Annotated in this window: 21 protein-coding genes, 1 pseudogene and 1 riboswitch; of the genes and pseudogenes, 15 read left to right on the forward strand and 7 right to left on the reverse strand. The window is 67.5% G+C overall.

The window, feature by feature from the left end:
- The 8 genes from JZZ72_RS25005 to JZZ72_RS25040 form a co-directional block, all read left to right on the forward strand.
- On the forward strand, nt 1-1,270 hold a 1,270-nt coding region (locus JZZ72_RS25005; protein ID WP_408004357.1), incomplete at its 5' end, for a spermidine synthase.
- Between the two features lie 51 nt (nt 1,271-1,321).
- Entirely contained in the window at nt 1,322-3,679 is a 2,358-nt protein-coding gene (locus JZZ72_RS25010; protein WP_102063833.1) for a cytochrome c3 family protein, read from the forward strand.
- A 101-nt stretch (nt 3,680-3,780) separates the two neighbouring features.
- Nucleotides 3,781-4,632: an STAS domain-containing protein gene (locus JZZ72_RS25015; protein WP_210015327.1), complete on the forward strand. Its 852-nt coding sequence runs from the start codon at nt 3,781-3,783 to the stop codon at nt 4,630-4,632.
- A gap of 4 nt (nt 4,633-4,636) precedes the next feature.
- The gene (locus JZZ72_RS25020) at nt 4,637-4,999 is read left to right on the forward strand and encodes an STAS domain-containing protein (RefSeq protein ID WP_043861203.1); all 363 of its coding nucleotides are present in this window, start codon (nt 4,637-4,639) and stop codon (nt 4,997-4,999) included.
- Nucleotides 4,996-5,400 (forward strand): anti-sigma regulatory factor, encoded by a 405-nt coding sequence (locus JZZ72_RS25025; RefSeq protein ID WP_043861202.1) that lies wholly within the window; start codon nt 4,996-4,998, stop codon nt 5,398-5,400. The genes JZZ72_RS25020 and JZZ72_RS25025 overlap by 4 nt, the downstream gene beginning before the upstream one ends.
- On the forward strand, nt 5,391-6,401 hold the full coding sequence (locus JZZ72_RS25030) for an ATP-binding protein (RefSeq protein WP_210015328.1): 1,011 nt from the start codon (nt 5,391-5,393) through the stop codon (nt 6,399-6,401). The genes JZZ72_RS25025 and JZZ72_RS25030 overlap by 10 nt, the downstream gene beginning before the upstream one ends.
- On the forward strand, nt 6,394-7,269 hold the full coding sequence (locus tag JZZ72_RS25035) for a sensor histidine kinase (protein ID WP_043861201.1): 876 nt from the start codon (nt 6,394-6,396) through the stop codon (nt 7,267-7,269). The genes JZZ72_RS25030 and JZZ72_RS25035 overlap by 8 nt, the downstream gene beginning before the upstream one ends.
- Complete coding sequence (locus tag JZZ72_RS25040) at nt 7,259-9,202, forward strand: response regulator (protein ID WP_210015329.1); 1,944 nt, start codon at nt 7,259-7,261, stop codon at nt 9,200-9,202. Before JZZ72_RS25035 ends, JZZ72_RS25040 begins: the two co-directional genes overlap by 11 nt.
- A gap of 6 nt (nt 9,203-9,208) precedes the next feature.
- On the opposite strand, the gene JZZ72_RS25045 is transcribed toward JZZ72_RS25040, so the two are convergent.
- Together JZZ72_RS25045 and JZZ72_RS25050 are read right to left on the reverse strand one after the other, a co-directional pair.
- A complete protein-coding gene (locus tag JZZ72_RS25045) occupies nt 9,209-11,848 on the reverse strand; it encodes an excinuclease ABC subunit UvrA (protein ID WP_210015330.1) in 2,640 nt (879 codons plus the stop codon).
- 76 nt (nt 11,849-11,924) lie between these two features.
- The gene (locus JZZ72_RS25050) at nt 11,925-12,809 is read right to left on the reverse strand and encodes an EamA family transporter (RefSeq protein WP_054915147.1); all 885 of its coding nucleotides are present in this window, start codon (nt 12,807-12,809) and stop codon (nt 11,925-11,927) included.
- A gap of 198 nt (nt 12,810-13,007) precedes the next feature.
- On the opposite strand from JZZ72_RS25050, the gene JZZ72_RS25055 reads away from it, so the two are divergent.
- On the forward strand, nt 13,008-13,430 hold the full coding sequence (locus JZZ72_RS25055; protein ID WP_043861197.1) for an NUDIX hydrolase: 423 nt from the start codon (nt 13,008-13,010) through the stop codon (nt 13,428-13,430).
- Between the two features lie 68 nt (nt 13,431-13,498).
- On the opposite strand, the gene JZZ72_RS25060 is transcribed toward JZZ72_RS25055, so the two are convergent.
- A complete protein-coding gene (locus tag JZZ72_RS25060) occupies nt 13,499-13,993 on the reverse strand; it encodes a copper chaperone PCu(A)C (protein ID WP_043861196.1) in 495 nt (164 codons plus the stop codon).
- Nucleotides 13,993-14,598: an SCO family protein gene (locus JZZ72_RS25065; protein ID WP_054915148.1), complete on the reverse strand. Its 606-nt coding sequence runs from the start codon at nt 14,596-14,598 to the stop codon at nt 13,993-13,995. The genes JZZ72_RS25060 and JZZ72_RS25065 overlap by 1 nt, the downstream gene beginning before the upstream one ends.
- A gap of 228 nt (nt 14,599-14,826) precedes the next feature.
- On the opposite strand from JZZ72_RS25065, the gene JZZ72_RS25070 reads away from it, so the two are divergent.
- The 6 genes and pseudogenes from JZZ72_RS25070 to JZZ72_RS25095 all read left to right on the forward strand — a co-directional run bounded on the left by JZZ72_RS25070 (nt 14,827) and on the right by JZZ72_RS25095 (nt 21,000).
- Nucleotides 14,827-15,999: a DUF1624 domain-containing protein gene (locus JZZ72_RS25070; RefSeq protein ID WP_054915149.1), complete on the forward strand. Its 1,173-nt coding sequence runs from the start codon at nt 14,827-14,829 to the stop codon at nt 15,997-15,999.
- Between the two features lie 40 nt (nt 16,000-16,039).
- A riboswitch (cobalamin riboswitch) is annotated at nt 16,040-16,234 on the forward strand.
- Nucleotides 16,235-16,380: 146 nt separating this feature from the next.
- Nucleotides 16,381-17,394 (forward strand): ABC transporter substrate-binding protein, encoded by a 1,014-nt coding sequence (locus tag JZZ72_RS25075; protein WP_043861193.1) that lies wholly within the window; start codon nt 16,381-16,383, stop codon nt 17,392-17,394.
- On the forward strand, nt 17,391-18,407 hold the full coding sequence (locus JZZ72_RS25080; RefSeq protein WP_043861192.1) for a FecCD family ABC transporter permease: 1,017 nt from the start codon (nt 17,391-17,393) through the stop codon (nt 18,405-18,407). Before JZZ72_RS25075 ends, JZZ72_RS25080 begins: the two co-directional genes overlap by 4 nt.
- Nucleotides 18,404-18,943: pseudogene (locus tag JZZ72_RS25085) on the forward strand (ABC transporter ATP-binding protein); the annotation flags it as partial. The gene JZZ72_RS25080 and the pseudogene JZZ72_RS25085, both read left to right, overlap by 4 nt.
- Before the next feature lie 273 nt (nt 18,944-19,216).
- Nucleotides 19,217-19,654: a pseudoazurin gene (locus JZZ72_RS25090; RefSeq protein WP_058541265.1), complete on the forward strand. Its 438-nt coding sequence runs from the start codon at nt 19,217-19,219 to the stop codon at nt 19,652-19,654.
- Entirely contained in the window at nt 19,651-21,000 is a 1,350-nt protein-coding gene (locus JZZ72_RS25095; protein WP_210015332.1) for an OprD family porin, read from the forward strand. Before JZZ72_RS25090 ends, JZZ72_RS25095 begins: the two co-directional genes overlap by 4 nt.
- A 3-nt stretch (nt 21,001-21,003) precedes the next feature.
- On the opposite strand, the gene JZZ72_RS25100 is transcribed toward JZZ72_RS25095, so the two are convergent.
- The 3 genes from JZZ72_RS25100 to treS form a co-directional block, all read right to left on the reverse strand.
- Complete coding sequence (locus JZZ72_RS25100) at nt 21,004-21,513, reverse strand: GNAT family N-acetyltransferase (RefSeq protein WP_043861188.1); 510 nt, start codon at nt 21,511-21,513, stop codon at nt 21,004-21,006.
- Nucleotides 21,503-21,964 carry an Lrp/AsnC family transcriptional regulator gene (locus JZZ72_RS25105; protein WP_043861187.1) on the reverse strand — a complete coding sequence of 154 codons (462 nt, stop codon included), beginning with the start codon at nt 21,962-21,964 and terminating at the stop codon, nt 21,503-21,505. The genes JZZ72_RS25100 and JZZ72_RS25105 overlap by 11 nt, the downstream gene beginning before the upstream one ends.
- Before the next feature lie 187 nt (nt 21,965-22,151).
- Nucleotides 22,152-24,218: a maltose alpha-D-glucosyltransferase gene (gene treS / locus JZZ72_RS25110; protein ID WP_043861177.1), complete on the reverse strand. Its 2,067-nt coding sequence runs from the start codon at nt 24,216-24,218 to the stop codon at nt 22,152-22,154.
- Between the last annotated feature and the right edge of the window lie 153 nt (nt 24,219-24,371).

The raw sequence follows: 24,371 nt of genomic DNA on the forward strand, positions 1-24,371 counted from the left end.
TGCAGGTACAGGCTCAGGATCTGCTCGAACCCTGTGGGAGCGGGCTTGCCAGCGAACAGGCGCGCTCAGTCAACCCAGATTCATCGCCCTCTACGCCATTGCCCTGGCCAGCCTCCTGACCGCCCTGCTCACCCCACCTCAGCGCCTGGCCAACCTGCTGCCCGGCGCGCGCAGCGGCGAGCTGGTGTTCTATCAGGAAGGCCGTGGCGCCACGGTCGCCGTGGTCGAACAGCACAAGCCCCAGGGCAGCTTTCGTCGCCTGTACATCCAGGGCGTGTCCAACACCGGCGATGCCATGCCGTCGCTGCGCTACATGCGCCTGCAGGCCCTGCTGCCGCTGTTGATCCACAACGGCGAGCCGCGCTCGGCGCTGGTGATCGGGCTGGGCACCGGCATCACCGCCGGCGCCCTGCTGCGCTACCCGGGCCTGGAGCAACGCGTGGTGGCCGAACTGCTGCCGGCGGTGGTGCACGCCTCGACGCTGTTCCAGGGCAACTACCACGCCGCCGACGATGCGCGCCTGGACATCCGCCTGCGCGACGGGCGCCGTGAACTGCTGGCCAGCCCGCAGCCCTACGACCTGATCACCCTGGAGCCACCGCCCCCTTCGGCAGCCGGCGTGGTCAACCTGTACTCGCGTGACTTCTACCAGCTGGCCGCCAGCCGCCTCAACCCCCAGGGCCTGGTCGCCCAGTGGCTGCCGCTGCCCACCCAGAACATCGACGACAGCCGTGCCCTGGTGCGCAGCTTCATCGACGTGTTCCCGCATGCCTCGCTGTGGACCACCGAGTTCCATGAAATGCTGCTGGTCGGCTCGCTGCAGCCGGTGCGCCTGGACCTGCCGCGCATCAGCGCGCGCCTGGCGCAACCCCACGTGCAACGCACCCTGGCCGAGGTGGGCGTGGACTCGCCGGCCGCACTGCTGGCCACCTGGGTCACCGACCGCGCCGGCCTGGAGCGCTTTGCCGCACAGGCCCCCGCCGTCACCGACGACCAGCCACGTATCGAGTACGCCCCCTGGGTGCGCAGCGACGAGATCACCCGGGTGTTGCCGGCCCTGCTGGCGCTGGGCAGCCCGGTGCCGCTGGAAGGCGCCGATGCCCTGGCCAGCCTGCGCCTGAACGACCAGCGCCAGCGCCTGCAGCGCTTCTATCAGGTGGGCCTGAGCGCCTACCGCGGCCAGCGCGACACCTGGGCGCGACAGGTTCAGGGCGTGATGCGAGAAGATGGCAGCAACCCGTACTACCGTTGGTTCCTGGGCATGCCGTGAAGCGCGCCGCCTGATTGAAGCGCCCCTTACCCCAACAGCATGGACGTCTGCATGTCGAAAAAGCGCGCCGTTACGCCGCCCCAACAGCCCCCCGTGCGCGGCACCAGCCTGCTCTGGCCGGTGCTGGCCGGGGCGGTCCTGCTGGCCCTGCTGGGCACCTGGTTCGCCCTCGACCGTGCCCCGGCACGCCTGCCGGTGGCTGCGCAGAGCACGCCACCAGCCCCGCCAGCGCCAAGCAGCCCCGCCCCGGCGCTGGTCGACGAAGCCACCTGCCAGGGTTGCCATGGCGAACAGGTTCGCCAGTGGCAAGGTTCCCATCACCAGTTGGCGATGCAGCCGGCCACCGCCCAGACCGTGCTGGGCAATTTCGCCGACGTGCAGTTCAAGAGCGACCGCGAGACCACGCGCTTCTTTCGCCAGGGCGACCGCTTCTGGGTCAACACCCCAGGCGCCGACGGCCGGCCCCAGGATTTCGAGGTGGCCTATGCCTTCGGCATCGAGCCTTTGCAGCAGTACCTAATCGACACCGGCGGCGGGCACCTGCAGGCGCTCGGGGTGGCCTGGGATACGCGCCAGCAGCAGTGGTTTCACCTGTACCCCGGCCAGGGCGTGGACTTCAAGAACCCGCTGCACTGGAGCAAGCCGCAGCAGAATGCCAACTTCATGTGCGTGGAGTGCCATACCACCGGCTTCAAGCGCAATTTCAACGCTGCCAGCGCCACCTTCGACAGCCACTGGAACAGCCTGGGCGTGGGGTGCCAGGCGTGCCACGGCCCGGCCTCCGGGCACCTGGCGTGGGCGGCGCAAAAGCCGGCCAGGCAGGTTGCCCATGCCGGCTTCCAGCAGAGCCTGGTGGAGGGTGGCAACCTGGCCGAAGTCGAAACCTGTGCCCGCTGCCATGCGCGCCGCGCGCCGCTGGGCGATGGCTTTCACAACGAGCGCCGCCTGATGGACGACTACCTGCCCAGCCGCCTGACCCGCGAGCTGTATGAGCTGGACGGCAAGATCAAGGACGAGGTGTTCGAGTACGGCGCCTTCACCCAGAGCAAGATGTTCGCCAAGGGCGTGCGCTGCAGCAATTGCCACGAGCCCCACAGCACCCAGCTCAAGGCACCGGGCGACGGGGTGTGCCTGCAGTGCCACAACCCTGCGGGCAAGACCGGCGTGGCCGGGGTCGACGGCGCCGGGCTCAAGGCCCGCGACTATACCGCCACCGAGCACCATCACCATGCCCCCGGCAGCCCCGCGGCGCAGTGCGTCAGCTGCCACATGCCCGGCAAGTTCTACATGGTCAATGACTATCGCCACGACCACGGCTTCAGCATTCCGGCACCGGCCCAGGCACTGGCGCTGGGCACGCCGGATGCCTGCCTGGGGTGTCACAAGGGCAGTGCCGGGCAGCGCGTCAGCGAGCAGTTCGCGCTGTGGTACGCCGACCGGCCCTCCGACACACCGGCCTACGCTGCCAGCCTGGACCTGCTGCGCAGCGGCAAACCCGGTGCCGCCCAGGCGCTGCTGACGCAACTGGCCAACAGCGAACTGCCGGCGATCCGCCGCGCCACCCTGCTCGCCGAACTGCCCAACTACCCGAGCGAACGTACCCTGCAGGCGGCGCGCAGCGCCCTGGGCGACAGCGCACCGCAGGTACGCGCCGCGGCGGTGGAAGCCCTGGCCGCGCTGCTGCCCCCGCAACAGCGAAGCATGCCGCTGGCCCCCTTGCTGCGTGACCCGGTGCTGGCCGTGCGCATCGCGGCCGCCTACGCCCTGCTGCCGGCACGGGCAGCCGGGCTGGGCGCGGCGCAGGCGGCGTTCGAGCAGGCGCTGGGCGAATACGAAAGCGTGCAGCTGAGCCTGCTCGAACGCGCCGAAGCCAACCTCAACCTGGCCCTGCTGTACCAGGCCAGCGGACGCACCGATGCGGTCGAGCCGTACCTGCGCAGCGCGGTGCTGCGCGACGCCGACTTCCTGCCGGCCCGTGTGGCCCTGGTGCAGTGGCTGGACAGCCATGGCCGCCAGGACGAAGCACGCACGCTGCTGGAAGACAGCCTGCGCCAGCACCCCGACTCGGCGCTGTTGCAGCAGGCCCACGGCCTGGCCCTGATTCGCCAGGGCCGTCGCGACCAAGCGCTGGTGGCGCTGCGCAAGGCCGTGCAGCTGGCCCCGCAGAACGCCGGCTACGGGTATGTGCTGGCGGTGGCCCTGCACGATCAGGGGCAGCGCGAGCCGGCAATGCAACAACTGTGGAGCAGCCTGCAACAACAACCGTTTAACCGTGATGTTCGGCTGGCCTTGATGCATTATCTGCAACAGGCCCGGCAGGTGGACACAGCCAATGCCCTGCTCGAGTCGCTGCGCCAGCTCAACCCCTACGACCCGATGCTGCAACCGCGCCCCGCCAGCGGGAGCTGAGGGCCTGCAAAAAATTTGATGAAGGCAATATCGAACTAGAATCAGGCCTGCACACTCAGATGCGCATGTGCCTTACCTACCCTGCTCAGGAGCTTGTCCAAATGGCTGCACTGCAACCTTTCACCCTCACCGCCATCCGCACCCACCAGGCCTCCCTGGTAGCCGAATGGCTGGCCGGGCTGGACGCGTCGGGTGCCACGCGCAACCTCAAGGCCGACGACCTCAAGCGCCAGACCGAAGAGTTTCTCGACCTGCTGCACGCCGGCCTGCAGAACGGCGATGCCAGCAACCTCAACGCCGGTGCCTGGGACGAGGTGCGCCTGTTCCTGGAAAAGCTCTCCCATAGCCGCGCCCTGCTCGGCCAGGACTCGCAGCAGACCGCCACCTTCATCTTCTCCCTCAAGGGCCCGCTGTTCGCCCTGCTGCAGCGCGAGTACAGCGAGCAGCCGGCGCAACTGGCCAACCAGCTGCTGCAGGTGTCCGAACTGCTCGATGCCCTGGGCCTGCACACCATCCGCACCTTCCAGAAATCCCGCGAGGCGGTGATCAAGCGCCAGCAGGAAGAACTGCTGGAGCTGTCCACCCCGGTGGTCAAGCTGTGGGACGGCGTACTGGCACTGCCGATGATCGGCACCCTGGACTCGCAACGTACCCAGGTGGTGATGGAATCGCTGCTGCAGCGCATCGTCGACACCGGCTCTGAAATCGCCATCATCGACATCACCGGTGTGCCCACCGTCGATACCCTGGTGGCCCAGCACCTGCTCAAGACCGTGACCGCCATCCGCCTGATGGGCGCCGACTGCATCATCAGCGGTGTACGCCCGCAGATCGCCCAGACCATCGTGCACCTGGGCCTGGACCTGCAGGGCGTGGTGACCAAGGCCAACCTGGCCGACGCCCTGAAGCTGGCCCTGCATCGCCTGGGCCTGTCCGTCGCCAAGGCGGGCTGAAGCCATGGAGCGCATCCCGATTCTGCAAATCGGCGAATTCCTGCTGGTGACCATCCAGGTCGACATGCATGACCAGCTGGCCATGACCCTGCAGGACGACCTGTCCGAGCGCATCAGCGCGACCTCGGCCAAGGGCGTGCTGATCGACATCTCGGCGCTGGACATGGTCGACTCCTTCATTGGCCGCATGATCGGCACCATCTCCGGGGTGTCGCGCATCATGGACACGCAGACCGTGCTGGTGGGCATGCAGCCGGCCGTGGCGATCACCCTGGTCGAACTGGGCCTGACCCTGCCCGGCGTGCGTACCGCGCTCAACGCCGAGCGCGGCATGCGCCTGCTCAACAACTCGGCTGCACCGCAATGAGCGCCGAGCAAAGCGGCACCCAGCCCATCCTGCTGGAGCAGGATGTGGTACGTGCACGGCAACTGGCGCGCACCCTGGCCCAGGGCTGCGGCATGAGCCTGATCAACCTGACCAAGCTGGTCACGGCGGTCAGCGAGCTGGCCCGCAACGCCGTGGTGTATGGCGGCGGTGGCCACATGGACTGGCAGGTGGTCGAGAAGGACCATCGCAAGGGCCTGCGCCTGACCTTTCGCGACGAAGGGCCGGGCATCCCCGACATCAAGCTGGCCATGACCGATGGCTGGACCAGCGGCGGCGGCCTGGGCCTGGGCCTGACCGGGGCAAAGCGCCTGGTGGACGAGTTCGAACTGGATACCGCCCCCGGGGCCGGCACGCGCGTGACGATTCTGCGATGGGCCTGAGTATCCTGGGCAGCCTGACCCAGGTGCTGCCGATAGAAGACGAGAGCCAGGTCGGTCATGCCCGGCGCTGCGTGCAACGCCTGGCCGAACAGCAGGGTTTCGATGCCACCGACGCCGGGCGCGCCGCGCTGTTGGCCACCGAGCTTGCGAGCAACCTGCTCAAGCATGCCGGGCGCGGTGAACTGCACCTGCGGGTGCTGCCCAACAGCGGCTACAGCGGGCTGGAACTGATCGCCATCGACCGTGGTGCAGGCTTCGACCTGCACCACTGCCTGGCCGACGGGTTCTCCACCGGCGGTACCCAGGGCATCGGCTTGGGCGCGATCAAGCGCCTGGCCGATGTGTTCGATGTGTACGCCGACAGCCGTGGCGCCGCCGTGCTGGCGCGCCTGTACCCGCGCAGCAGCGCGGCCTGCGACCTGCGCTGGGGCGCCAGCCAGCACAGCCTGCATCACGACCCGGCCTGTGGCGATGCCTGGTACCTGGCCTACGACGGCCAGCGCATCAGTGCCCTGGTGGTCGACGGGCTGGGCCACGGCGAGCTCGCCGAACGGGCCGCCCACGCCGGCACCCAGGCCTTTGCCCAGGCCCCGTTCGCCGACCCCGCGCAGGTGCTCGAGGCGATGCACGTCAACATGCAGGGCACCCGTGGCGGCGCCGCGGCCTTCGCCCAGTACGACAACGGCGCGCTGCGTTTCAGCGGCGTCGGCAACATCGGCGCGCACCTGCTCGCACCCGGTAGCAGTCGTGGCCTGGCCTCGCACCCGGGTATCGTCGGCGGGCAATTCCGCCGCGTGCGCCCCTTTGACTATGCTGATGTGCAAGCCAACCTGCTGGTGCTCTACAGCGACGGGCTGCAATCGCGCTGGGACCTGCAGCAGTATCCTGGCCTCATGCATCAGCACCCGGCACTGATCGCCGCCGTGCTGCATCGCGACTTCTGCCGAGGCCGCGATGATGTCACCGTGCTGGTTGTTGCCCTGGAGACCCTAAGTGGCTGATTCCCCTACCCTTGCCGACACCGAGGCGCAGGCGCTGATCGCGCGGCTGCGTGAAGAGGGCGACGCCCTGCGCGCCGAACTCGAAGAAACCAACCAGGGCGTGCTGGCCCTGTATGCCGAGCTGGATATCCAGGCCGAGCAACTGCGCCAGGCCTCGGACCTCAAGAGCCGCTTCCTGTCGTACATGAGCCACGAGTTTCGCACGCCGCTGGGTTCGATCCTGAGCATCGCCCGCCTGCTCAGCGACGAGCTGGACGGCCCGCTGAGCCCCGAGCAGCACAAGCAGGTGACCTTCGTCAGCAATTCGGCGCGCGAACTGAGCGACATGGTCGACGACCTGCTCGACCTGGCCAAGATCGAGGCCGGGCGCATCACCATCTCGCCGGCCTGGTTCGACATGCTCGACCTGTTCGCGGCCCTGCGCGGCATGTTCCGGCCGATCGTCGATGCCTCGGCGGTCGACCTGATCTTCGAAGAGCCCCAGGGCCTGCCGCGCCTGTACAGCGACGACAAGAAGCTGGCGCAGATCCTGCGCAACTTCATTTCCAACGCGCTGAAATTCACCGCCCGCGGCGAAGTGCGGGTATCGTCGCAACTGGAAGACGACGGCCAGATCCGCTTTGCGGTGCACGACACCGGCATCGGCATCCCGGGCGAGCTGCACGATACGCTGTTCGAGGACTTCGCACAGATCGACTCGCCGCTGCAGAAGCGCCTGCGCGGCACCGGCCTGGGCCTGTCGCTGTGCAAGCGCTTCGCGGCGCTGCTGGGTGGCCGGGTCGGGGTCGAGAGTACGCCCGGGGTCGGTTCGACCTTCTACGTAGTGATCCCCTTGGCGCTGGCCCAGGAGCCTGGTGATGAAGCCTGACATCCGCCTGCTGATCGTCGACGACAACATCGTCACCCGCTATGCCCTGCGCCGGCGCCTGGAATGCCATGGCTACCGCATCGACGAGGCCGGCACCGGTGGCGAGGGCCTGGAGCTGATTGCCAGCCAGACCTACGATGCGCTGATCCTGGACGTACACCTGCCGGACATGAGCGGCTTCGATATCGTGCGCATCCTGCGCGCCACCCCGGCCACCGCGTTGCTGCCGGTGATCCACGTATCGGCGGCCGCCATCGGTACCGGCGACATCATCACCGGGCTGGACGCCGGGGCCGACGCCTACCTGATCCACCCGGTCGACCCCGAGGTGTTGCTGGCCACCCTGCGCACGCTGCTGCGGGTACGCGACACCGAGCAGGCGCTGCGCGAGAGCGAGGCGCGCTTTCGCGAGATCTTCGTCAGCACCGCCGCGCCCATCGCGCTGCTGGGCACCGGGCTCAAGGTGCACGAATGCAACCAGGCGTTCGCCCAGCTGATCCAGGACAACCTGAGCCCCGACACCCTGGTCGAGTGCTTTGCCGACGACCAGCAGCCGGTGATCGACGAACTGCTGCGCAGGCTCGGCACCCGGGACCGCTGGAAGGGCCTGCTGCACATGCGCGTCAACGGCCAGCTGCGCGAGACCCAGTGGCAGGTGTCGCCCTACCGCAGCGGCGAGTCGAGCCTGATCTTCGTCGAGGACGTGACCGAACAGCGCCACCGCGAACGCACCCAGCGCGCCGAACTGGACAGCGCGACCACCCTGCTGGCCCAGGAAGTGGCCGAACGCGCGCGCACCGAGGCGCAGTTGCTGCAGGTGCAGAAGATGGACGCACTGGGCAAGCTTACCGGCGGCATCGCCCATGACTTCAACAACATGCTCACCGGCATCATCACCAGCCTGGAGCTGATCAAGAAACGCATCGAGCAGGGCCGCGTCGACAAGGTGCAGTCCTACGCCGACGCTGCACTGGGCGCCGCCATGGGGGCCGCCACCCTGACCCACCGCCTGCTCGCCTTTGCCCGCCAGCAACCGCTGGACCCCCGCCCGGCCGACATCAACCAGCACATCCGCTCGCTGGAGGAACTGCTGCGACGCACCATCGGCGAACACATCAGCCTGCACCTGAACCTGAGCGAGCACCTCAGCGTGGCCCTGGTAGACCCGATCCAGCTGGAGAACGCCGTGCTCAACCTGGTGATCAACGCGCGCGACGCGCTGCCCCAGGGTGGCAACATCTGGATCAGCACCTACGCGGCGCACACCCAGGACGACCTCAAGCTGGCCGATGGCGCCTACGTGGCATTGTCGGTGCGCGACGACGGCAGCGGCATCGCCCCCGAGGTGATCGGCAAGGTCTTCGACCCGTTCTTCACCACCAAGCCCATCGGCCAGGGCACCGGGCTGGGGCTGTCGACCATCTACGGCTTCGCCCGCCAGTCGGCCGGCGACGTGCAGATCCGCAGCACCGGCGGGCGCGGTACCGAAGTGACGCTGATGCTGCCGGCCAGCCAGAGCCCGCTGTTGAGCATCACCGAACCCACACCCGACACCGTGATCAGTACCGCCGGCGAGCATGTGCTGGTGGTCGAGGACATGTCGGTGGTGCGCAGTTTCGTCTGCGAGGTGCTGACCGATGCCGGTTACCGCTGCACCCCGGCGCCGGACGTCGAAAGCGCCCTGCAGAAACTGCATGCCGACCCGAGCATCGCCCTGCTGCTCAGCGACGTGGGCCTGCCGCACATGAACGGGCGCGAGCTGGCCAATGTCGCGCGCATGCTGCGCCCGAGCCTGCCGGTGCTGTTCATGACCGGCTACGCCGAGAACGCCATCGACCGGCAGCATTTTCTCGGTGAGCGCATGGACATCGTCACCAAGCCGTTCCAGATCCACGAACTGCTGGACAAGGTTCGGCGCAGCCTCGACGCCTGAGCCGCCTCAGCCCAGGGCCCGGGCCAGAAACGGCGCGGTACGGCTGTGGGCACTGGCCGCCACCTGCTGCGGCGTGCCGCAGGCCACCAGCGTGCCGCCCTGGTCCCCCGCCCCCGGGCCGATGTCGATCACCCAGTCGCTCTGGGCCACCACGCGCATGTCGTGCTCCACCACGATCACCGTATGCCCGGCATCCACCAGGCGCCCCAGCTGCAGCATCAGCCGGTCGATATCCTGCGGATGCAGGCCGTTGGTGGGTTCGTCGAGCACATACAGGGTGGCCCCGCGGGCCATGCGCTGCAGTTCGGTGGCCAGCTTGATGCGCTGCGCCTCACCGCCCGACAGCTCGGTGGCCGGCTGGCCCAGGCGCAGGTAGCCCAGCCCGATTTCGTGCAGCACCGCCAGGGCACGCTGCACCGCCGGCTGCTGCTCGAACACCGCCAGCGCCTGGGTCACCGTCAGCTGCAGCACCTGGGCGATGTTCAGGCCCTGCCAGGTGACCGCCAGGGTCTGCGGGTTGTAGCGGGCGCCATGGCAGGTGGGGCACGGTGCGTAGACGCTGGGCATGAACAGCAGCTCGACGCTGACAAAGCCTTCGCCTTCGCAGGTTTCGCAACGGCCCTTGGCCACGTTGAACGAGAAGCGCCCGGCATCGAAGCCCTGTTCGCGGGCCGCATCGGTGGCGGCGAACAGTTTGCGCACGTGGTCGAACAGGCCGGTGTAGGTCGCAAGGTTCGAGCGCGGGGTACGGCCGATGGGCTTCTGGTCCACCTGCACCAGCCGGCGGATCTGCTCCAGGCCCGCCGTGACCTGGCCGCCGCTGGCCTGCGCCACGTCATCCTCCAGGCTCTGCTCCTGGGGCTCGCTGGGCGCGGTGGCCTGGCCCAGGTGCGCGCCCACCAGCTCCAGCAGCGCCTGGCTGACCAGGCTGGACTTGCCCGAGCCGGAAATCCCGGTGACGGCCGTGAAGCACCCAAGGGGGAAGGCCGCATCGAGGTTGTGCAGGTTGTTGCGCGTCACGCCCTCCAGGCGCAGCCAGCCGCCGGGTTCACGCGGGGTGCGCGGCGCGGCGGCCTGGGCGCCGAACAGATAGTTGCGGGTCTGCGAGGCCTCGACCTCGGCCAACCCGGCCGGGGGCCCGCTGTACAGCACCTGGCCGCCCTGCTCGCCCGCCGCCGGGCCCACGTCCACCAGCCAGTCGGCGCGGCGCATGGTGTTCAGGTCGTGCTCGACCACGAACACCGAATTGCCCGCGGCCTTGAGGCGCAGCAGGGCCTCGTACAGCGCCTCGCCATCGGCCGGGTGCAGGCCGGCCGAGGGTTCGTCCAGTACATAGATCACGCCGAACAGCTGCGAGTTGAGCTGGGTGGCCAGGCGCAGGCGCTGCAGCTCGCCCGACGACAGGGTCGGCGTGCTGCGCTCCAGGGCCAGGTAACCCAGGCCCAGGTCGATCAGGGTGGCCACCCGTTCGAGCAGGTCCTGGGCGATGCGCTGCGCGGCCAGGCGTTTTTCCAGCGAGAGGTTGGGTGTGTGGCGCACGTCCGGGCCGCCGGCATGGGCGTTGTCGCCCCTGGCCGCGCGCTGCTGGCGGGCGTCACGGGTTTGCGCGTGGGTCAGCACCGCACCCTGCTCGTCGCCATGCTCGACATAGGTGGCGCTGGCCACCGGCTTGAGCACCTCGGCCAGCTGCAGCAAGGGCAACTGCGCCAGCTCGGCAATGTCCAGCCCGGCGAAGGTCACGGTCAGGGCCTCGCGCTTGAGCCGCTTGCCCGCGCACAACGGGCAGGCGCTGGCCCGCATGAACTGGCTGACGCGCTTGCGCATCAGCGCGCTCTGCGAATGGGTGAAGGTGTGCAGCACATAGCGCCGCGCGCCGCTGAAGGTGCCTTGATAGCTGGGTTCGAGCTTGCGCTTGAGGGCGTCGCGGGTCTGGGCCGGGGTCATGCCGGCATACACCGGCACGGTGGGGGTCTCTTCGGTGAACAGGATCCAGTCGCGCTGCTCCTGGGGCAGGTCGCGCCACGGAATGTCGACGTCATAGCCCAGGGTCACGAGGATGTCGCGCTGGTTCTGGCCCTGCCACGCCAGCGGCCACGAGGCCACCGCACGCTCGCGGATGGTCAGCGACGGGTCGGGCACCATCGAGGCCTCGTCCACCTCGTAGACCCGGCCCAGGCCGTGGCACTCGGGGCATGCGCCCTGGGGCGTATTGGGCGAGAAGTCCTCGGCATACAGCATCGGCTGGCCGTCCGGGTAACTGCCGGCGCGCGAATAGAGCATGCGGATCAGGCTCGACAGCGTGGTCACGCTGCCCACCGAGGAGCGCGCGCTGGGGGTGCCGCGCTGCTGTTGCAGGGCCACCGCCGGCGGCAGGCCTTCGATGGCGTCCACATCCGGCACCCCGACCTGGTCGATCAGGCGTCGCGCATAGGGCGCCACCGACTCGAAATAGCGGCGCTGGGCCTCGGCATACAGGGTCGAGAACGCCAGCGACGACTTGCCCGAGCCGGACACGCCGGTGAACACCACCAGCGCATCGCGGGGGATGTCCACATCCACGTTCTTCAGGTTGTGTTCGCGCGCGCCGCGCACCTTGACCATGCCGGCCGGGCCGGCATGGGGCGTGGTGGATCGAGGTGAATTCATGGTCGGACCTTGGTCGGCGAGGGTCTGGAATTGGAGCGGCGTGCGCGGCGGAACGTTCCACCGCCGCCCTGGGGCCTCAGCTCAGCGCGGCCCGCAGGCGTTGACGCAGGCGCGAGCCGAACACATTGATCAGCAACCCCACCATCACCAGCACCCCACCCCAGCATTGCAGGGTACTCAGGCGCTCACCCAGCAGCAACGCCGAGGAGCTCAGCCCCACCACTGGCACCAGCAGCGAAAACGGTGCGACCTTGCCCGCCGGGTAGCGCGACAGCAGGCCGCTCCACAGGCTGTAGCCGAGCATGGTGGCGATGAAGGCCAGGTACGCCAGGGCCAGGATCGAGTTCAGGCCGATGCCGCGCAGCGAGCTTTCGATCAGCGCCGGCCCTTCGAGCCACCACGACAGGGCGAAGAATGGCAACGGCGGAATCAGCGCGCCCCAGATCACCAGCGCCACCAGGTCGATGTTGCCGAAGCGGCGCGTGATGATGTTGCCCATGGCCCAGCATGCGGCGGCGCACAGGGTCAGCACCAGCGCCAAAAATGGCACGTGGCTGCCGTTCTCGCTGCCGATCAGCGCCAGGCCCCCGGCGGCCACCAGCAGCCCCAGCAGGCTGGCGGCGCGCAGCCGCTCACCGAGAAACATCGCGGCAAAGAACAGCGTGAAGAAGGCCTGCGACTGCAGCACCAGCGACGCCAGGCCCGGCGGCATGCCGTTGCCCATGGCCTCGAACAGAAAGGCGAACTGGCCCAGCGAGATGGTGGTGCCGTAGGCCAGCAACCAGCGCCACGGCAGTTGCGGGCGCTTGATGAAGAAGATCGCCGGAAACAGCACCAGCACGAAGCGCAGGCCACCCAGCAGCATGGGCGGCAGGCCGTCGAGGCCGACCTTGATCACCACGAAATTCAGGCCCCAGGCGACGATCACCACCAGCGCCAGCAACAGGTCCTTTAACGGCATTCTGCCCTCACCAATTTGTAATATTTCGAAACAGCATATCCTTATTCCCGGGTTCAGTTATACCCGTCGGCGGCGCATGCCTGTGTGACCAGGAGCTGCCCGGCAGCCCACACCACAAAAAATGCCGCGCAACCTGCAGAACCATCGTATAAATACCGGCCCGGTGCCTAACGCCCGTCCTGCCAGAGGCCAGTCTCCATGCCCCTCAAACCCTTCTGCGGTGCCAAACTCGCCCTGCTGTTCCACGACCACCTGCTGACCTACAAGCGCGACGTGAAAAGCACCATCCCCTTCCCCGGCTGCTGGGACTTTGCCGGCGGGGGGCGCGAAGGTGATGAGACCCCGGTGGAATGCGCGCTGCGCGAGCTGGACGAAGAGTTCGCCCTGCGCCTGCCCCCCGAACGCATCGAATGGCGCCGCAACTACCCCAGCCTGGCCAGACCCGGCTGGGAGTCCTGGTTTCTGGTGGGGCACATCACGCAGGGGGAAATCGATGCCATCGAATTTGGCGACGAAGGCCAGTACTGGCAGATGATGCCGATCAGCGATTACCTGAAACACGCTGAAGGTGTGTGGTATCTGCAGGATCGGCTGCGGGACTATCTGGCGCAGGCCAGTTGAAACCGTTGGGTGGCGAACCACCCGGCAGGAACGGATTGCGCCGGCGCAAGGGCCGGCGCGGCGGGTACTTACATGTGGCTGTGGTCGTGCATCGAGTGCTCGCCGTGACCGTCGGTGGCGGTCAGCGAACGCACCGGGGCGTCGACCTTGATCGACTCCTTCTGGCCCTTGGCGTCTTCGACGATCAGGGTCAACGGCACCGTGTCGCCTTCCTTCACCTGCTTGACCAGGCCCATCAGCATCACGTGGTAGCCATTGGTGTCGAGCACCACCGGCTTGCCGGCGGGCAGGTCCAGCGCCTTGACTTCACTCATGCTCATCACGTCGTTGTGCATCTGCATCTGGTGCACCTGCACGGTCTTGGCCACCGGCGACTCGACGCCCACCAGCTTGCTGTCGGTGCTGGCAGTGAGGGTCATGAACGCACCGGTCGACTGCTGCTGCGGCACGCTGGCGCGCACCCAGGGCTCGCCCACGGTGGTCTGGGCAACGGCGGGCAGCGCCGCACCGAACAGGGACAGCAACGCCATCGCGCCAAGCGCGTGTTTCACGGGAGAACGCATTAACAAACCTCCATTACGGTAAGCAGGTCTTCGGTGCATTCCCTGGCATTGAGGGAATGCGAGAGGCCAAGGCGCAGCACGCCACGCGAGTCGAACACGTAGCTGGTCGAGCTGTGGGAAATGGTATAGGTGTCGCCGGCCGGCACCTTCTCGTAGAACACGCCGAATTCCTTGGCCACTGCGGCCGTCTCTTCCAGGGTACCGGACAGCGCCACGAACGAGGGATCGAAGGCCTTGACGTAGGCGTCCAGCACTTCGGGGGTGTCGCGCTCGGGGTCCAGGCTGATGAACACCACCTGCAGGAAGTCGGCGTCGCGGCCCATCAGCTTCTTGATCTGCACCGCGCGGGCCAGGGTGGTGGGGCACACCGCCGGGCATTGGGTGAAGCCGAAGAACACCATCGGCATCGAGCCCTGGAAGCTCGACAGGGTCATCACGTTGCCTTGCGGATCCTTGAGCTTGAAGGTGCGGCCGAGGATCTTGTTGCTCAGGTCCTTGCCGTATTTGAAGTCCAGCGCGCCGGAGTTGTTGCAACCTGCCAGGGCACCGAGGCCGAGCAGGCCGAGCCCGGCGATCACCGTGCGCCGGGTCAGTAAATCGTTCATGTAACCATCCTTTTGGGAAGGTGCCGGCCCCGAGAGCGGGAGCCTTGTGCAAGGGTTTTGCGAGGCGGCATTTTGTCACGCAGGGTCGACGGGTTCCAGCGCGCAGCGCCAGATGGGTGCGGTCTGATGTCGCAGCATGGCAGTCAAGATTGTAAGGAAGATTTACCGAGCGAATAGAAATGTTATACAGTAACCATTCAATTCGCCCCCTCTGCCTGCGACCTTTCAATGACTAGCGCTACTGCCCTCCCCGCCGCCAGCAAACCGAGCCAACGCCTGCTGTCCATCGATGCCCTCAGGGGCCTGGTGATCCTGTTCATGCTGCTGGACCACGTGCGCGAAACCTTCTTCCTGCATCGCCAGGTGAGCGACCCGATGGCCATCGACAGCACCGAACCTGCGCTGTTCGTCAGCCGTACGCTGGCCCACCTGTGCGCCCCGGTGTTCGTGCTGCTGACCGGTCTGTCGGCCTGGCTGTATGGCCAGAAGCACCAGGGCCGGGGCGATGTGTCGGCCTTTCTGTTCAAGCGCGGGCTGTTTCTGGTGGTGCTGGAGTTCACCCTGGTGAACATCGCCTGGACCTTCCAGCTGCCACCCAGCGTGATCTACCTGCAGGTGATCTGGGCCATCGGCATCAGCATGATCGCCCTGGCGGCCCTGGTGTGGTTGCCGCGCCCGCTGTTGCTGGTGCTGGGCGCCGCGATCGTGGCCGGTCACAACCTGCTCGACGGCCTGCACTTTGCGCAGGGCTCTGCGCTGCACGTGCCGTGGGCGATCCTGCATGACCGCGGCTGGCTCGAGTTCTCCGACAGCCTGCGCCTGCGTACCTCGTACCCGGTGCTGCCGTGGGTCGGCGTGATCGCGCTGGGCTACGGCCTGGGCCCCTGGTTCGCCCACTCGATGCCGGCCGCCACGCGCCAGCGCCGTCTGCTGCTGGCAGGCCTGGCAACCCTGCTCGGCTTTGTCGCCCTGCGCCTGCTCAACGGCTACGGCGAGGCGCCATGGACGGTTCAGGCCGACACCGCGCACACCCTGATGAGCTTCTTCAACATCACCAAGTACCCGCCCTCGCTGCTGTTCCTGGCCCTGACCCTGGGGGCTGGCCTGCTGTTGCTGCTGGGCCTGGAGCGCGCCGGGCAGCGCCGGTGGATCAGCACCCTGGCGGTGTTCGGCGCCGCACCGATGTTCTTCTACCTGCTGCACCTGTATGTGCTGAAAGTGGCGTACCTGGCCTGCGTTGCACTGCTGGGCCTGAACCAGGGCAATTACTTCGGCTTCGATGGTATCTGGGCGGTGTGGCTGACCGCCGTGCTGCTGGCCGTGGCGCTGTTCCCGCCGGTGCGCTGGTTTGCCGCGTTCAAGGCCCGCCGTCGCGACATTGCCTGGCTCAAGTACCTCTGAGGCTGGCGGGGTTTTGTTTCCCTGCGGGCGGCGTGATCGACTACCATGCCGCCCGCCGGTTTCCACACGGAATCAATAGGGAATCCGAGACGCCACTGCATGGCGTCAAACGGAACTGCCCCCGCAACTGTAAGTGCCGAGCCTGCTCCTGAAATGCCACTGGGTGACCCCCGGGAAGGCCGGAGCCAGGTGACGACGCACCAGTCAGGAGACCTGCCGGCACAGCAACAATCACTAACCGGCGGGGTGTCCGGGGAGTACATCTGTGCCGCGAGCGCCCCGCGCGCCGAACGGCCTTGCCCTGCCCTCGCGGCAGCGCCTGTCGATGTGTTTCCAGGTTGTACACCCCTGCCCGTGTACGGTTCGAATGGAGATCGCATCATGCAGTTGCCCCGCCTTGTCACCCTGCTCGCGGGCCTGGGTCTGTCAACCCTGGCCCAGGCCGCCCCGACCCACTACCCGCTCACGCTGCAGAACTGCGGCATGCCGCTGACCTTCCAGCATGCGCCCGACCGCGCCGTGACCATCGGCCAGGCCGGCACCGAGATGTTCTACGCACTGGGCCTGGGCGACAGGCTGGTCGGCACCTCGCTGTGGTTCAACGATGTGCTGGCGCAGTACAAGGTGCAGAACGACAAGGTCGAGCGCCTGGCCGACAACGACCCCAGCTTCGAGGCGGTGATCGGCAAGCGCCCGCAACTGGTGGCGGTGCAGCTGGAGTGGATGGTCGGCCCGCAGGGCGTGGTCGGCACCCGCGAGCAGTTCCATGAGCTGAACATCCCCACCTACCTGATGCCGTCCGACTGCGAGGGCAAGGACAACCTGGTCGGCGCCGACGGCACCCGCCTGGAGCCGTTTCGCATCGACAGCATCTACAACAGCATCAGCCAGCTGGCCGAGATCTTCGACGTGCAGGCGCGTGGCGAGCGGTTGAACAGCGAGCTCAAGGCACGCCTGGCCAAGGCTGCCGCCACCGTGAAGGGCAAGGATCTGAAGGACACCAGCGCCCTGTTCTGGTTCTCCAGCGCAGACCTGGACATCGACCCGTACGTGGCCGGGCGCAAGGGTATCCCCGACTACATGCTGCAGACCCTGGGCGTGCGCAACGTGGTGCAGTCCGATGAGGAATGGCCGACCGTGGGCTGGGAAACCATCGCCAAGGCCAACCCCACCTTCCTGGTGATCGCGCGCATGGACCGTCGTCGCTTCCCGGCCGATGACTACCAGAAGAAACTCGAATTCCTGCGCAGCGACCCGGTCACGCGCAACATGGACGCGGTCAGACACAACCGCATCGTGATTCTCGATGCACATGCCATGCAGGCCAGCACGCGCCTGTTCAGCGGCATGGAGACCCTGGCCTCGGCCATCAACGGCTTCGACCTGGCGCCATGACAGGCAGCGTTGTGCGTGGCCTGCTCGCGTGCCTGGCCCTGCTGCTGGCGATACTGGCAGGGGTAGCGATTGGCGAAACGCCGATCGCCCCCTCGGTGGTGCTGCAGGTGCTGGCCAACAAGCTGTGGGCCGCCGGGCACCTGCTGGACCCGATCGATGAAGGCATCGTGTGGAACTACCGCCTGACCCGTGCGCTAGTGGCCGCCGCCTGCGGCGCGGGGCTGGCCACCTGCGGGGTGGTACTGCAGTCGCTGCTGCGCAACCCGCTGGCCGACCCGTACCTGCTCGGCATCTCGGCCGGCGCCTCCACCGGCGCGGTGCTGGTGGCGCTGCTGGGGCTGGGCGCGGGGGCGATCACGCTGTCGCTGGGCGCCTTCGTCGGGGCCATCGCGGCCTTCGCGCTGGTGGCGCTGCTGGCCCGTGCCAGCGGGCCGTCCAACAGCACGGGGCAGATCATCCTCGCCGGGATCGCCGGCTCGCAGCTGTTCAACGCGCTCACCGCCTTTCTGATCACCCGGTCGGCCAGTGCCGAGCAGGCGCGCGGCATCCTGTTCTGGCTGCTGGGCAACCTCAGTGGCGTGCGCTGGCCATCGGTGTGGCTGGCAGTGCCGGTGGCGCTGGCCGGCCTTGCGGTGTGCGTGTGGCATCGGCGGGCGCTGGACGCCTTCACCTTCGGCAGCGACTCGGCTGCCTCGCTGGGCATCCCGGTACGCCGCGTGCAGGTGCTGCTGATCAGCTGCGCGGCGCTGGTGACGGCAGTGATGGTGTCGATCGTGGGCGCCATCGGCTTTGTCGGGCTGGTGATTCCGCATGCGATGCGGCTGCTGTTCGGTACCCCCCATGCGCGCCTGCTGCCGGCCAGCGCGCTGGGTGGCGCGCTGTTCCTGATTGCCGCCGACGTGCTCTCGCGCACCCTGATCAAGGGCCAGGTGATTCCGGTGGGGGTGATCACGGCGCTGGTCGGCGCACCGGTGTTCGCATTGATACTGATTGGCCGCAGGAGCGCCCGATGAACGCTGTCACCCACCCGCTGGATGAAGCTGCACTGCGCTGCACCGGCCTGGGTTTGAAGGTGCGCGATGCCGTGCTGCTGGACGCGGTCGACCTTGAGGTGCGCCGTGGCGAGACCCTGGGTATCGTCGGCCCCAACGGCTCGGGCAAGTCCACCCTGCTCAAGCTGCTGGCCGGGCTGCGCACGCCCACCTGCGGCGAGGTGCAGCTGGGCAGCAACGCGCTCAGGCAGCTGCCACGCCGCGAGGTGGCGCGGCGGTTGGCAGTGGTCGAGCAACAGGCCGACACCAGCGATGCGATCAACGTGTTCGATGCCGTGGCCCTGGGCCGCACGCCGTGGTTGTCGGCGTTGCGCCCCTGGTCGGCAGACGATCACGCCATCGTGCAGCAGGCCCTGGCCGACGTGGATGCCACCCACCTGGCAACACGCAGCTGGCGCAGCCTCTCCGGTGGCGAGCGCCAGCGCGTGCACATCGCCCGGGCCCTGGCGCAACGCCCGCAGCTGCTGTTGCTCGACGAGCCGACCAACCACCTCGACATCCAGCACCAGCTGGGCATTCTGCGCCTGGTTCAGGCGCTGCCGGTGACCACCCTGATCGCCCTGCACGACCTCAACCAGGCCCTCACCTGCGATCGCCTGGCCGTGCTCGAGCGCGGGCGCCTGGTGGATGTTGGCCCGCCGTTGCAGGTGCTGACCCCGCAACGCCTGCAGGCCACCTTCGGGGTGCAGGCGCACTACCTGACCGACCCCTTCGACGGCGCGCAGATCCTGCGCGTTCGTTCCTCTTGACCTGAAATGGATAGCCCGCCCATGCGCCTTGCCGCCTTGCCCCTGCTGCTCGCCAGCGCCCTGCTCGCCCCTTCGGTATCGGCCGAGGTGCACGAAGTGAAAATGCTCAACCGTGGTGCGACCGGCAGCATGGTGTACGAGCCGGACTACCTGCGCATCGCCCCCGGCGATTCGGTGAAGTTCATCGCCACCCAGAGCGGGCACAATGCCGCCTCGCTGCCCGGCCTGCTGCCCGAAGGCGCCGAGGCGTTCAAGGGCAGGATCAACCAGCAAATCGAGCAGACCTTCAACGTGCCGGGCCTGTACGGCATCCAGTGCATCCCGCACCTGTCGATGGGCATGGTGATGCTGATCCAGGTCGGTGAGCCCGCCGCCACGCCACCGAGCCTGCCGAGCACCTTGCCCAGGCGTGCAGCAGATCGTCTTGCCGCCCTGCTGCAACGCGAGGCCGCACAATGATCGCACTGCGCACCCGTTCGGCCCTGCTGCTGGCATTGGCCGGGCCGGCGCCCCTGGTGCTGGCCGAATCGGCCCAGGAGCAGGCCAACGGCCTGGTCGAAGACAGCACCTGGAGCCTGCTCAACCGCAGCGTGTACGACAACCGCGGATACCGCCACGGCGCGCGCAACAGCGGCGCACGCAATGCCTACAAGCCCCGTGCCGAGCGCAACGGTTATGCCGAGGAATGGGCCTATGGCCTGATGGGCACGTTGCAGTCGGGCTTCACCCAGGGCCTGATCGGCGTGGGCGTGGATGCCCATGCCTACCTCGGCGTGCAACTGGACAGCGGCGGCGGACGCGCCGGCAAGGCGCGCCTGCTGGGGCTGGACAACCACGGCCACCCCAAGAACGAATTCAGCCGCGGCGGCGCGGCGGTCAAGCTTCGGGCCTCCTCCACCGTGCTGTCGTATGGCGAACAGCGGGTCAAGACCCCGGTGTTCAGCTCGTCCGACAGCCGCCTGCTGCCCGAAACCGCCACCGGGGTGCTGGTCACCAGCACCGAATTCGATGGGGTGAAACTGGTAGGCGGGCACTTCACCGAGAGCACCGACCGCAACGCCAGCAGCCATGACCAGGGGTTCGTGGTGAACTACTCCAACGCAGCAAAGGGCGATGCCTTCGACCTGGCCGGGGTGGTCTACAGTGCAAGCCCGAGCCTCAGCGCCAGCCTGTACACCTCGCGCTACGACGACACCTGGAACCAGCACTACCTGGGCGGCACCTTCAGCCATGCACTGGACGCCAATCGCTCGCTCACCTTCAACCTCAACCTGTACCGCACCACCGACACCGGCAAGGCGTTGTCCGGGCAGATCGACAACACCACCTGGAGCCTGCTGACGACCTACGCACAAGGCCCGCACAGCTTCAGCCTGGGCTACCAGAAGGTCGATGGCGACACACCGTTCGACTATGTGACCCGTGGCGCGATCTTCATCAGCAACGCCGTGCAATTGTCGGACTTCAACGCCCCCAACGAGCAGTCGTGGCAGGCCCGCTACGACCTGGCGATGACCCCGTGGGGCCTGCCCGGGCTGGTGCTGAGTGCGGCGTATGTGCGCGGCAGCCGCATCGATGGCAGCCACGTCGACCCGCGTGGCGGCTATGCGTACCTGGGCTACGGCGAAGGCGGCAAGCACTGGGAGCGCGACCTGGAGGCGCGCTACGTGGTGCAGGGCGGCGTGGCCAAGGGCACCACCGTGTCGCTGCGGCACAACGTGCACCGGGGCAACACTGCCCAGGCCGAGCTGGATGCCGACCAGATCCGTTTGGCGGTGGAATACCCGCTCAACGGGCGCTTCTGAGGTTCAGCCGGCGGGCAGGCGACATTGCATGTGGGTGGTCTGCCACACCGGGTCGGCTTCCACATCGATGATCTCGAAGCCATGTTTTTGCCAGAAACCAATGGCGCCTGGCAGAAACGGATGGGTGTGCAGGTACAGCACCTGCACCTGGTCCTGCAGCGCCAGCTCACGCAACGCGCGGTACAACTCACCGGCCAGCCCGCTGCGGCGATAGGCCGGCAACACGAACAGGCGCACCACTTCCACCACCTTCTGTCCACGGTAGTCGAGCTGGCGGAAGCGGTGGTCGTAAGGCAGGTAGCCGATGGCCGCGACGATCTGGCCATTGCAGCGGGCCAGCAGGAAACGCCCCGCGCCGTGCAGGTAGACCTGTTCGAACTGCTGCAGGTCTGCCGGCATCCCGGTGGCGGCGAGCTTGGGGAACAGCGCGGCGCGGGCCTGCATCACGAATGCTACGGCAGCCTGCCTGTCGTCGGCGCCGGCCTGGTGCAGCGTGATCGGCTCAGGGCGCATAGCGCAGCGGCAGGCGGGTGGAGTACTTGATCTGCTCCATGGAGAAGCTGGAGCTGATGTCGGACAGGCCCGGAATGCGGATCAACTGCTTGTACACCGCGTCGTAGGCGGCCACGTCCGGCACCACCACGCGCAGCAGATAGTCGGTATCGCCGGCCATGCGGTACACCTCCAGCACTTCGTCGATACCGGCCACGGCGGCATGAAAGCCGGCCAGCCAGTCGGCGTTGTGCTGGGTGGTCTTGATCGAGACGAACACCACCACGCCGACATTGAGCTTCTTGCCGTCGAGCAGGGCCACGCGGCCGCGGATGATGCCGGCCTCTTCGAGCTTCTGGATGCGCCGCCAGCAGGCGGTGGTGCCCAGGCCGATCTGCTCGGCGATATCGCCCACCGCACGGGTGCAGTCGGTTTGCAGAAGGTCGAGTATTGCCCGGTCCAGCTTGTCCATGCAGAAGCCTTTTGGTGGGGAGAGGCGTCGGGCATTTTCCATCAGGTGGGCGGGGTGTGTCACGGGGCAGGCAGCAGTGCGGTGACGGTGGCCGCCCCTTGCAGGAGCTGGCCTTGCCAGCGAAGGGGCCGGGGAACCGTCAGACACGAAGCCCCGGGCCTGTAAAAACGTTACCGCATGCCAACGCCTACAGCGTCGCCACACTGCTCACGATGCGCAGCGAAAGGCCCTCATAGCCATCCAGATTGATGGTCATCTCCCCCGCTTCGCTCAGCTCGCCCTCCAGCCGTTCGTTGATCATGTCCACCACCGCGCCGGGGCTTACATCTGGCAGATGCAGGGTTTCGCTCAGTGGCTCGGCACCGAAGTTGAGTGCGGTGATCTGGATGCCCTTGCCTGCCGGCAGCTCGTGCACCATCAGCAGCAAGGCCGGGTTGGCCACCTCGGGGATCAGGATCTGCCGGCTCGCCGCAATCGCATAGGCCTGGCGCACAGCAAGCATGCGTTTCAGGCTGCTGGCAAAACTGTCGGGCTGCTGCAACTGGCTGGCCAGGCTGCCATACAGCGAACGCGCACGCGGCAGGCCCTCGGCCGAGAGCTGCGCCTCCACGTCCAGGTCGGCCAGGTCATAGGCGCCGCGATGAATCCAGCGGGTGTCGCCGTCACCCATCAGCCCCTCCACCTGCTCGGGCTCCAGCGGCAAGGCGCCGACCAGGTCCCAGCCCGACAGCGCAAACACCCCCGGCTGCATGGCGTTGTACATGGCCAGCAGCAGGTGCACCTTCTGGATCAGCGCCAGTTGCTCGGCGTCGATGCTGCCCAGGTCGCGAATGCCCAGCGCGGCAGTGATGATGCTGACCGTGGTGCACGACACGCCATTGGTCACGAACTTGAGGTTGTACGGTGCGTGCTCGCCCGCCAGGCCCTCGTACATCTCGCTGCGGATATGCTCGCGCAGGATGTTGCCGGGGAAGGTCTGGCCCTTGTACAGGTAGCTGTCGTTGGCGTGCAGGGTCCAGAAATGCACCAGCTCCAGGGTCAGTTCATCGTGGTTCTGCAGGGCATGGATCAACGAGGCCGGGTCGATCTTGAACGCATGCATCTGGTGCAGCATCAGGCGCAAAAACTCGGTGTCGCCGGTCAGCAGCGCGTGCTGGTAGGCCGGGCGCGTGACGAAGTCGTAGGACAGGTCGGCGCCGCCGTGGGACATGTTGGCGATGTCGTCCAGGGTCAGGTTCAGTTCCTGGAAGCTGAAACCGCCGGCCTTGCGGATCATGCCGCCCAGCAGCTGGTTGCCGGTGACCGACAGCGGGTGGCTCTCCGACCAGGCCGGCCCTTCGGCGCGCCGCTCCACGCCGAGAAAGCCATTGGCATCCAGACGCAGGCCACGGGCACCGAGCACGTCGATGGCGTGCAGGGCGTCGCCGATGATCAGTTGCTGCGCGGCAAAGCTTGGGTCCAGCCAGTTCAGCGATGGCTGGCCCTCCTTGAAGTAGTGCAGGTACACCCAGCGTCGCAGCTTGCCGTCGACCCCGAGTACCGGCGGCGTGGCGCTCCAGTCGGTTTCCTTGATGCCGGGTTCGAAGAAGATCACCCGCTGCAACTGGCCAACGATGTAGTGGCGGGCCTTGAGCTCGTCGCACATGGCCGGCGTGAGGTTGGCCGCATCGCGCCCGGCCGGCACCTCGGGCAGCAGGCCCCAGTCGGCTTCGCGGATCTCGATCATGTGGTACAGCCCGGGATAGTCGCCGTAGGCCATCTCGGCCAGGCGAAAATCGGCGCCCTTGCCGGTGTGCGCCGGGATCGAGTCGTCGATGGTCACCGCGTTGTGCGCCGAGGCCACCTTGCTCAGGTGCACCAGCTCGGCCTCGCTGCCGTAGCGCGGGTCGATGTCGAAGCTGATGCGGTCGAAGTTGCCGTCCACGCTGGGGGTGAACTCGCGCTGGGTGATGCCGCCCGAGCGCTTCAACGGCCCGGTGTGCACGCCCTGGATACCCAGCTCCGACAGCGCCTGCCACAGCTGCTCATGGGCCAGCGCCTGCAACACCGAACCGCCCTCCTCGACGATGATCGAGGCCGGGTACACCGTCAGCCACACCGAGGCGATGGCACTGGCGTCGCGGGCGCGGGCCTCGGCGTAAGGGTGCAGCCACATGCGCGCCTGCCCTGCATACAGCCGGGCGCGGTCGCGGGCGGCTTGCAGCATGGACTGGCCTTGCAGCCATTCGATGGTGTCCTGGCCTCGCTGGGTCATACGCTTGCTCCTTCGACGGGGGGCGTGGGGTCGTGCCCTCAAGGTGTGAGTGGGTTTGACTGCAATCGTTCGCATTTTTTGCTGCGACCAGCGGGCAGATGTGGCAGAGCTCCGCCGCACGGCGCGCCTACCCCGGCCCACACGCCCTCAAAC

The organism is Pseudomonas palmensis, from assembly GCF_017848315.1.
Classification (GTDB): Bacteria; Pseudomonadota; Gammaproteobacteria; order Pseudomonadales; family Pseudomonadaceae; genus Aquipseudomonas; species Aquipseudomonas palmensis.

Coding starts and splice junctions, on each gene's coding strand:
- JZZ72_RS25075 (WP_043861193.1), top strand. CDS start 16,381: ATGCAGTTGCCCCGCCTTGTCACCCTGCTCGCGGGCCTGGGTCTGTCA.
- JZZ72_RS25030 (WP_210015328.1), top strand. CDS start 5,391: ATGGGCCTGAGTATCCTGGGCAGCCTGACCCAGGTGCTGCCGATAGAA.
- JZZ72_RS25025 (WP_043861202.1), top strand. CDS start 4,996: ATGAGCGCCGAGCAAAGCGGCACCCAGCCCATCCTGCTGGAGCAGGAT.
- JZZ72_RS25070 (WP_054915149.1), top strand. CDS start 14,827: ATGACTAGCGCTACTGCCCTCCCCGCCGCCAGCAAACCGAGCCAACGC.
- JZZ72_RS25105 (WP_043861187.1), bottom strand. CDS start 21,964: ATGGACAAGCTGGACCGGGCAATACTCGACCTTCTGCAAACCGACTGC.
- JZZ72_RS25055 (WP_043861197.1), top strand. CDS start 13,008: ATGCCCCTCAAACCCTTCTGCGGTGCCAAACTCGCCCTGCTGTTCCAC.
- JZZ72_RS25090 (WP_058541265.1), top strand. CDS start 19,217: ATGCGCCTTGCCGCCTTGCCCCTGCTGCTCGCCAGCGCCCTGCTCGCC.
- JZZ72_RS25050 (WP_054915147.1), bottom strand. CDS start 12,809: ATGCCGTTAAAGGACCTGTTGCTGGCGCTGGTGGTGATCGTCGCCTGG.
- treS (WP_043861177.1), bottom strand. CDS start 24,218: ATGACCCAGCGAGGCCAGGACACCATCGAATGGCTGCAAGGCCAGTCC.
- JZZ72_RS25065 (WP_054915148.1), bottom strand. CDS start 14,598: ATGAACGATTTACTGACCCGGCGCACGGTGATCGCCGGGCTCGGCCTG.
- JZZ72_RS25015 (WP_210015327.1), top strand. CDS start 3,781: ATGGCTGCACTGCAACCTTTCACCCTCACCGCCATCCGCACCCACCAG.
- JZZ72_RS25045 (WP_210015330.1), bottom strand. CDS start 11,848: ATGAATTCACCTCGATCCACCACGCCCCATGCCGGCCCGGCCGGCATG.
- JZZ72_RS25040 (WP_210015329.1), top strand. CDS start 7,259: ATGAAGCCTGACATCCGCCTGCTGATCGTCGACGACAACATCGTCACC.
- JZZ72_RS25010 (WP_102063833.1), top strand. CDS start 1,322: ATGTCGAAAAAGCGCGCCGTTACGCCGCCCCAACAGCCCCCCGTGCGC.
- JZZ72_RS25095 (WP_210015332.1), top strand. CDS start 19,651: ATGATCGCACTGCGCACCCGTTCGGCCCTGCTGCTGGCATTGGCCGGG.
- JZZ72_RS25020 (WP_043861203.1), top strand. CDS start 4,637: ATGGAGCGCATCCCGATTCTGCAAATCGGCGAATTCCTGCTGGTGACC.
- JZZ72_RS25060 (WP_043861196.1), bottom strand. CDS start 13,993: ATGCGTTCTCCCGTGAAACACGCGCTTGGCGCGATGGCGTTGCTGTCC.
- JZZ72_RS25100 (WP_043861188.1), bottom strand. CDS start 21,513: ATGCGCCCTGAGCCGATCACGCTGCACCAGGCCGGCGCCGACGACAGG.
- JZZ72_RS25080 (WP_043861192.1), top strand. CDS start 17,391: ATGACAGGCAGCGTTGTGCGTGGCCTGCTCGCGTGCCTGGCCCTGCTG.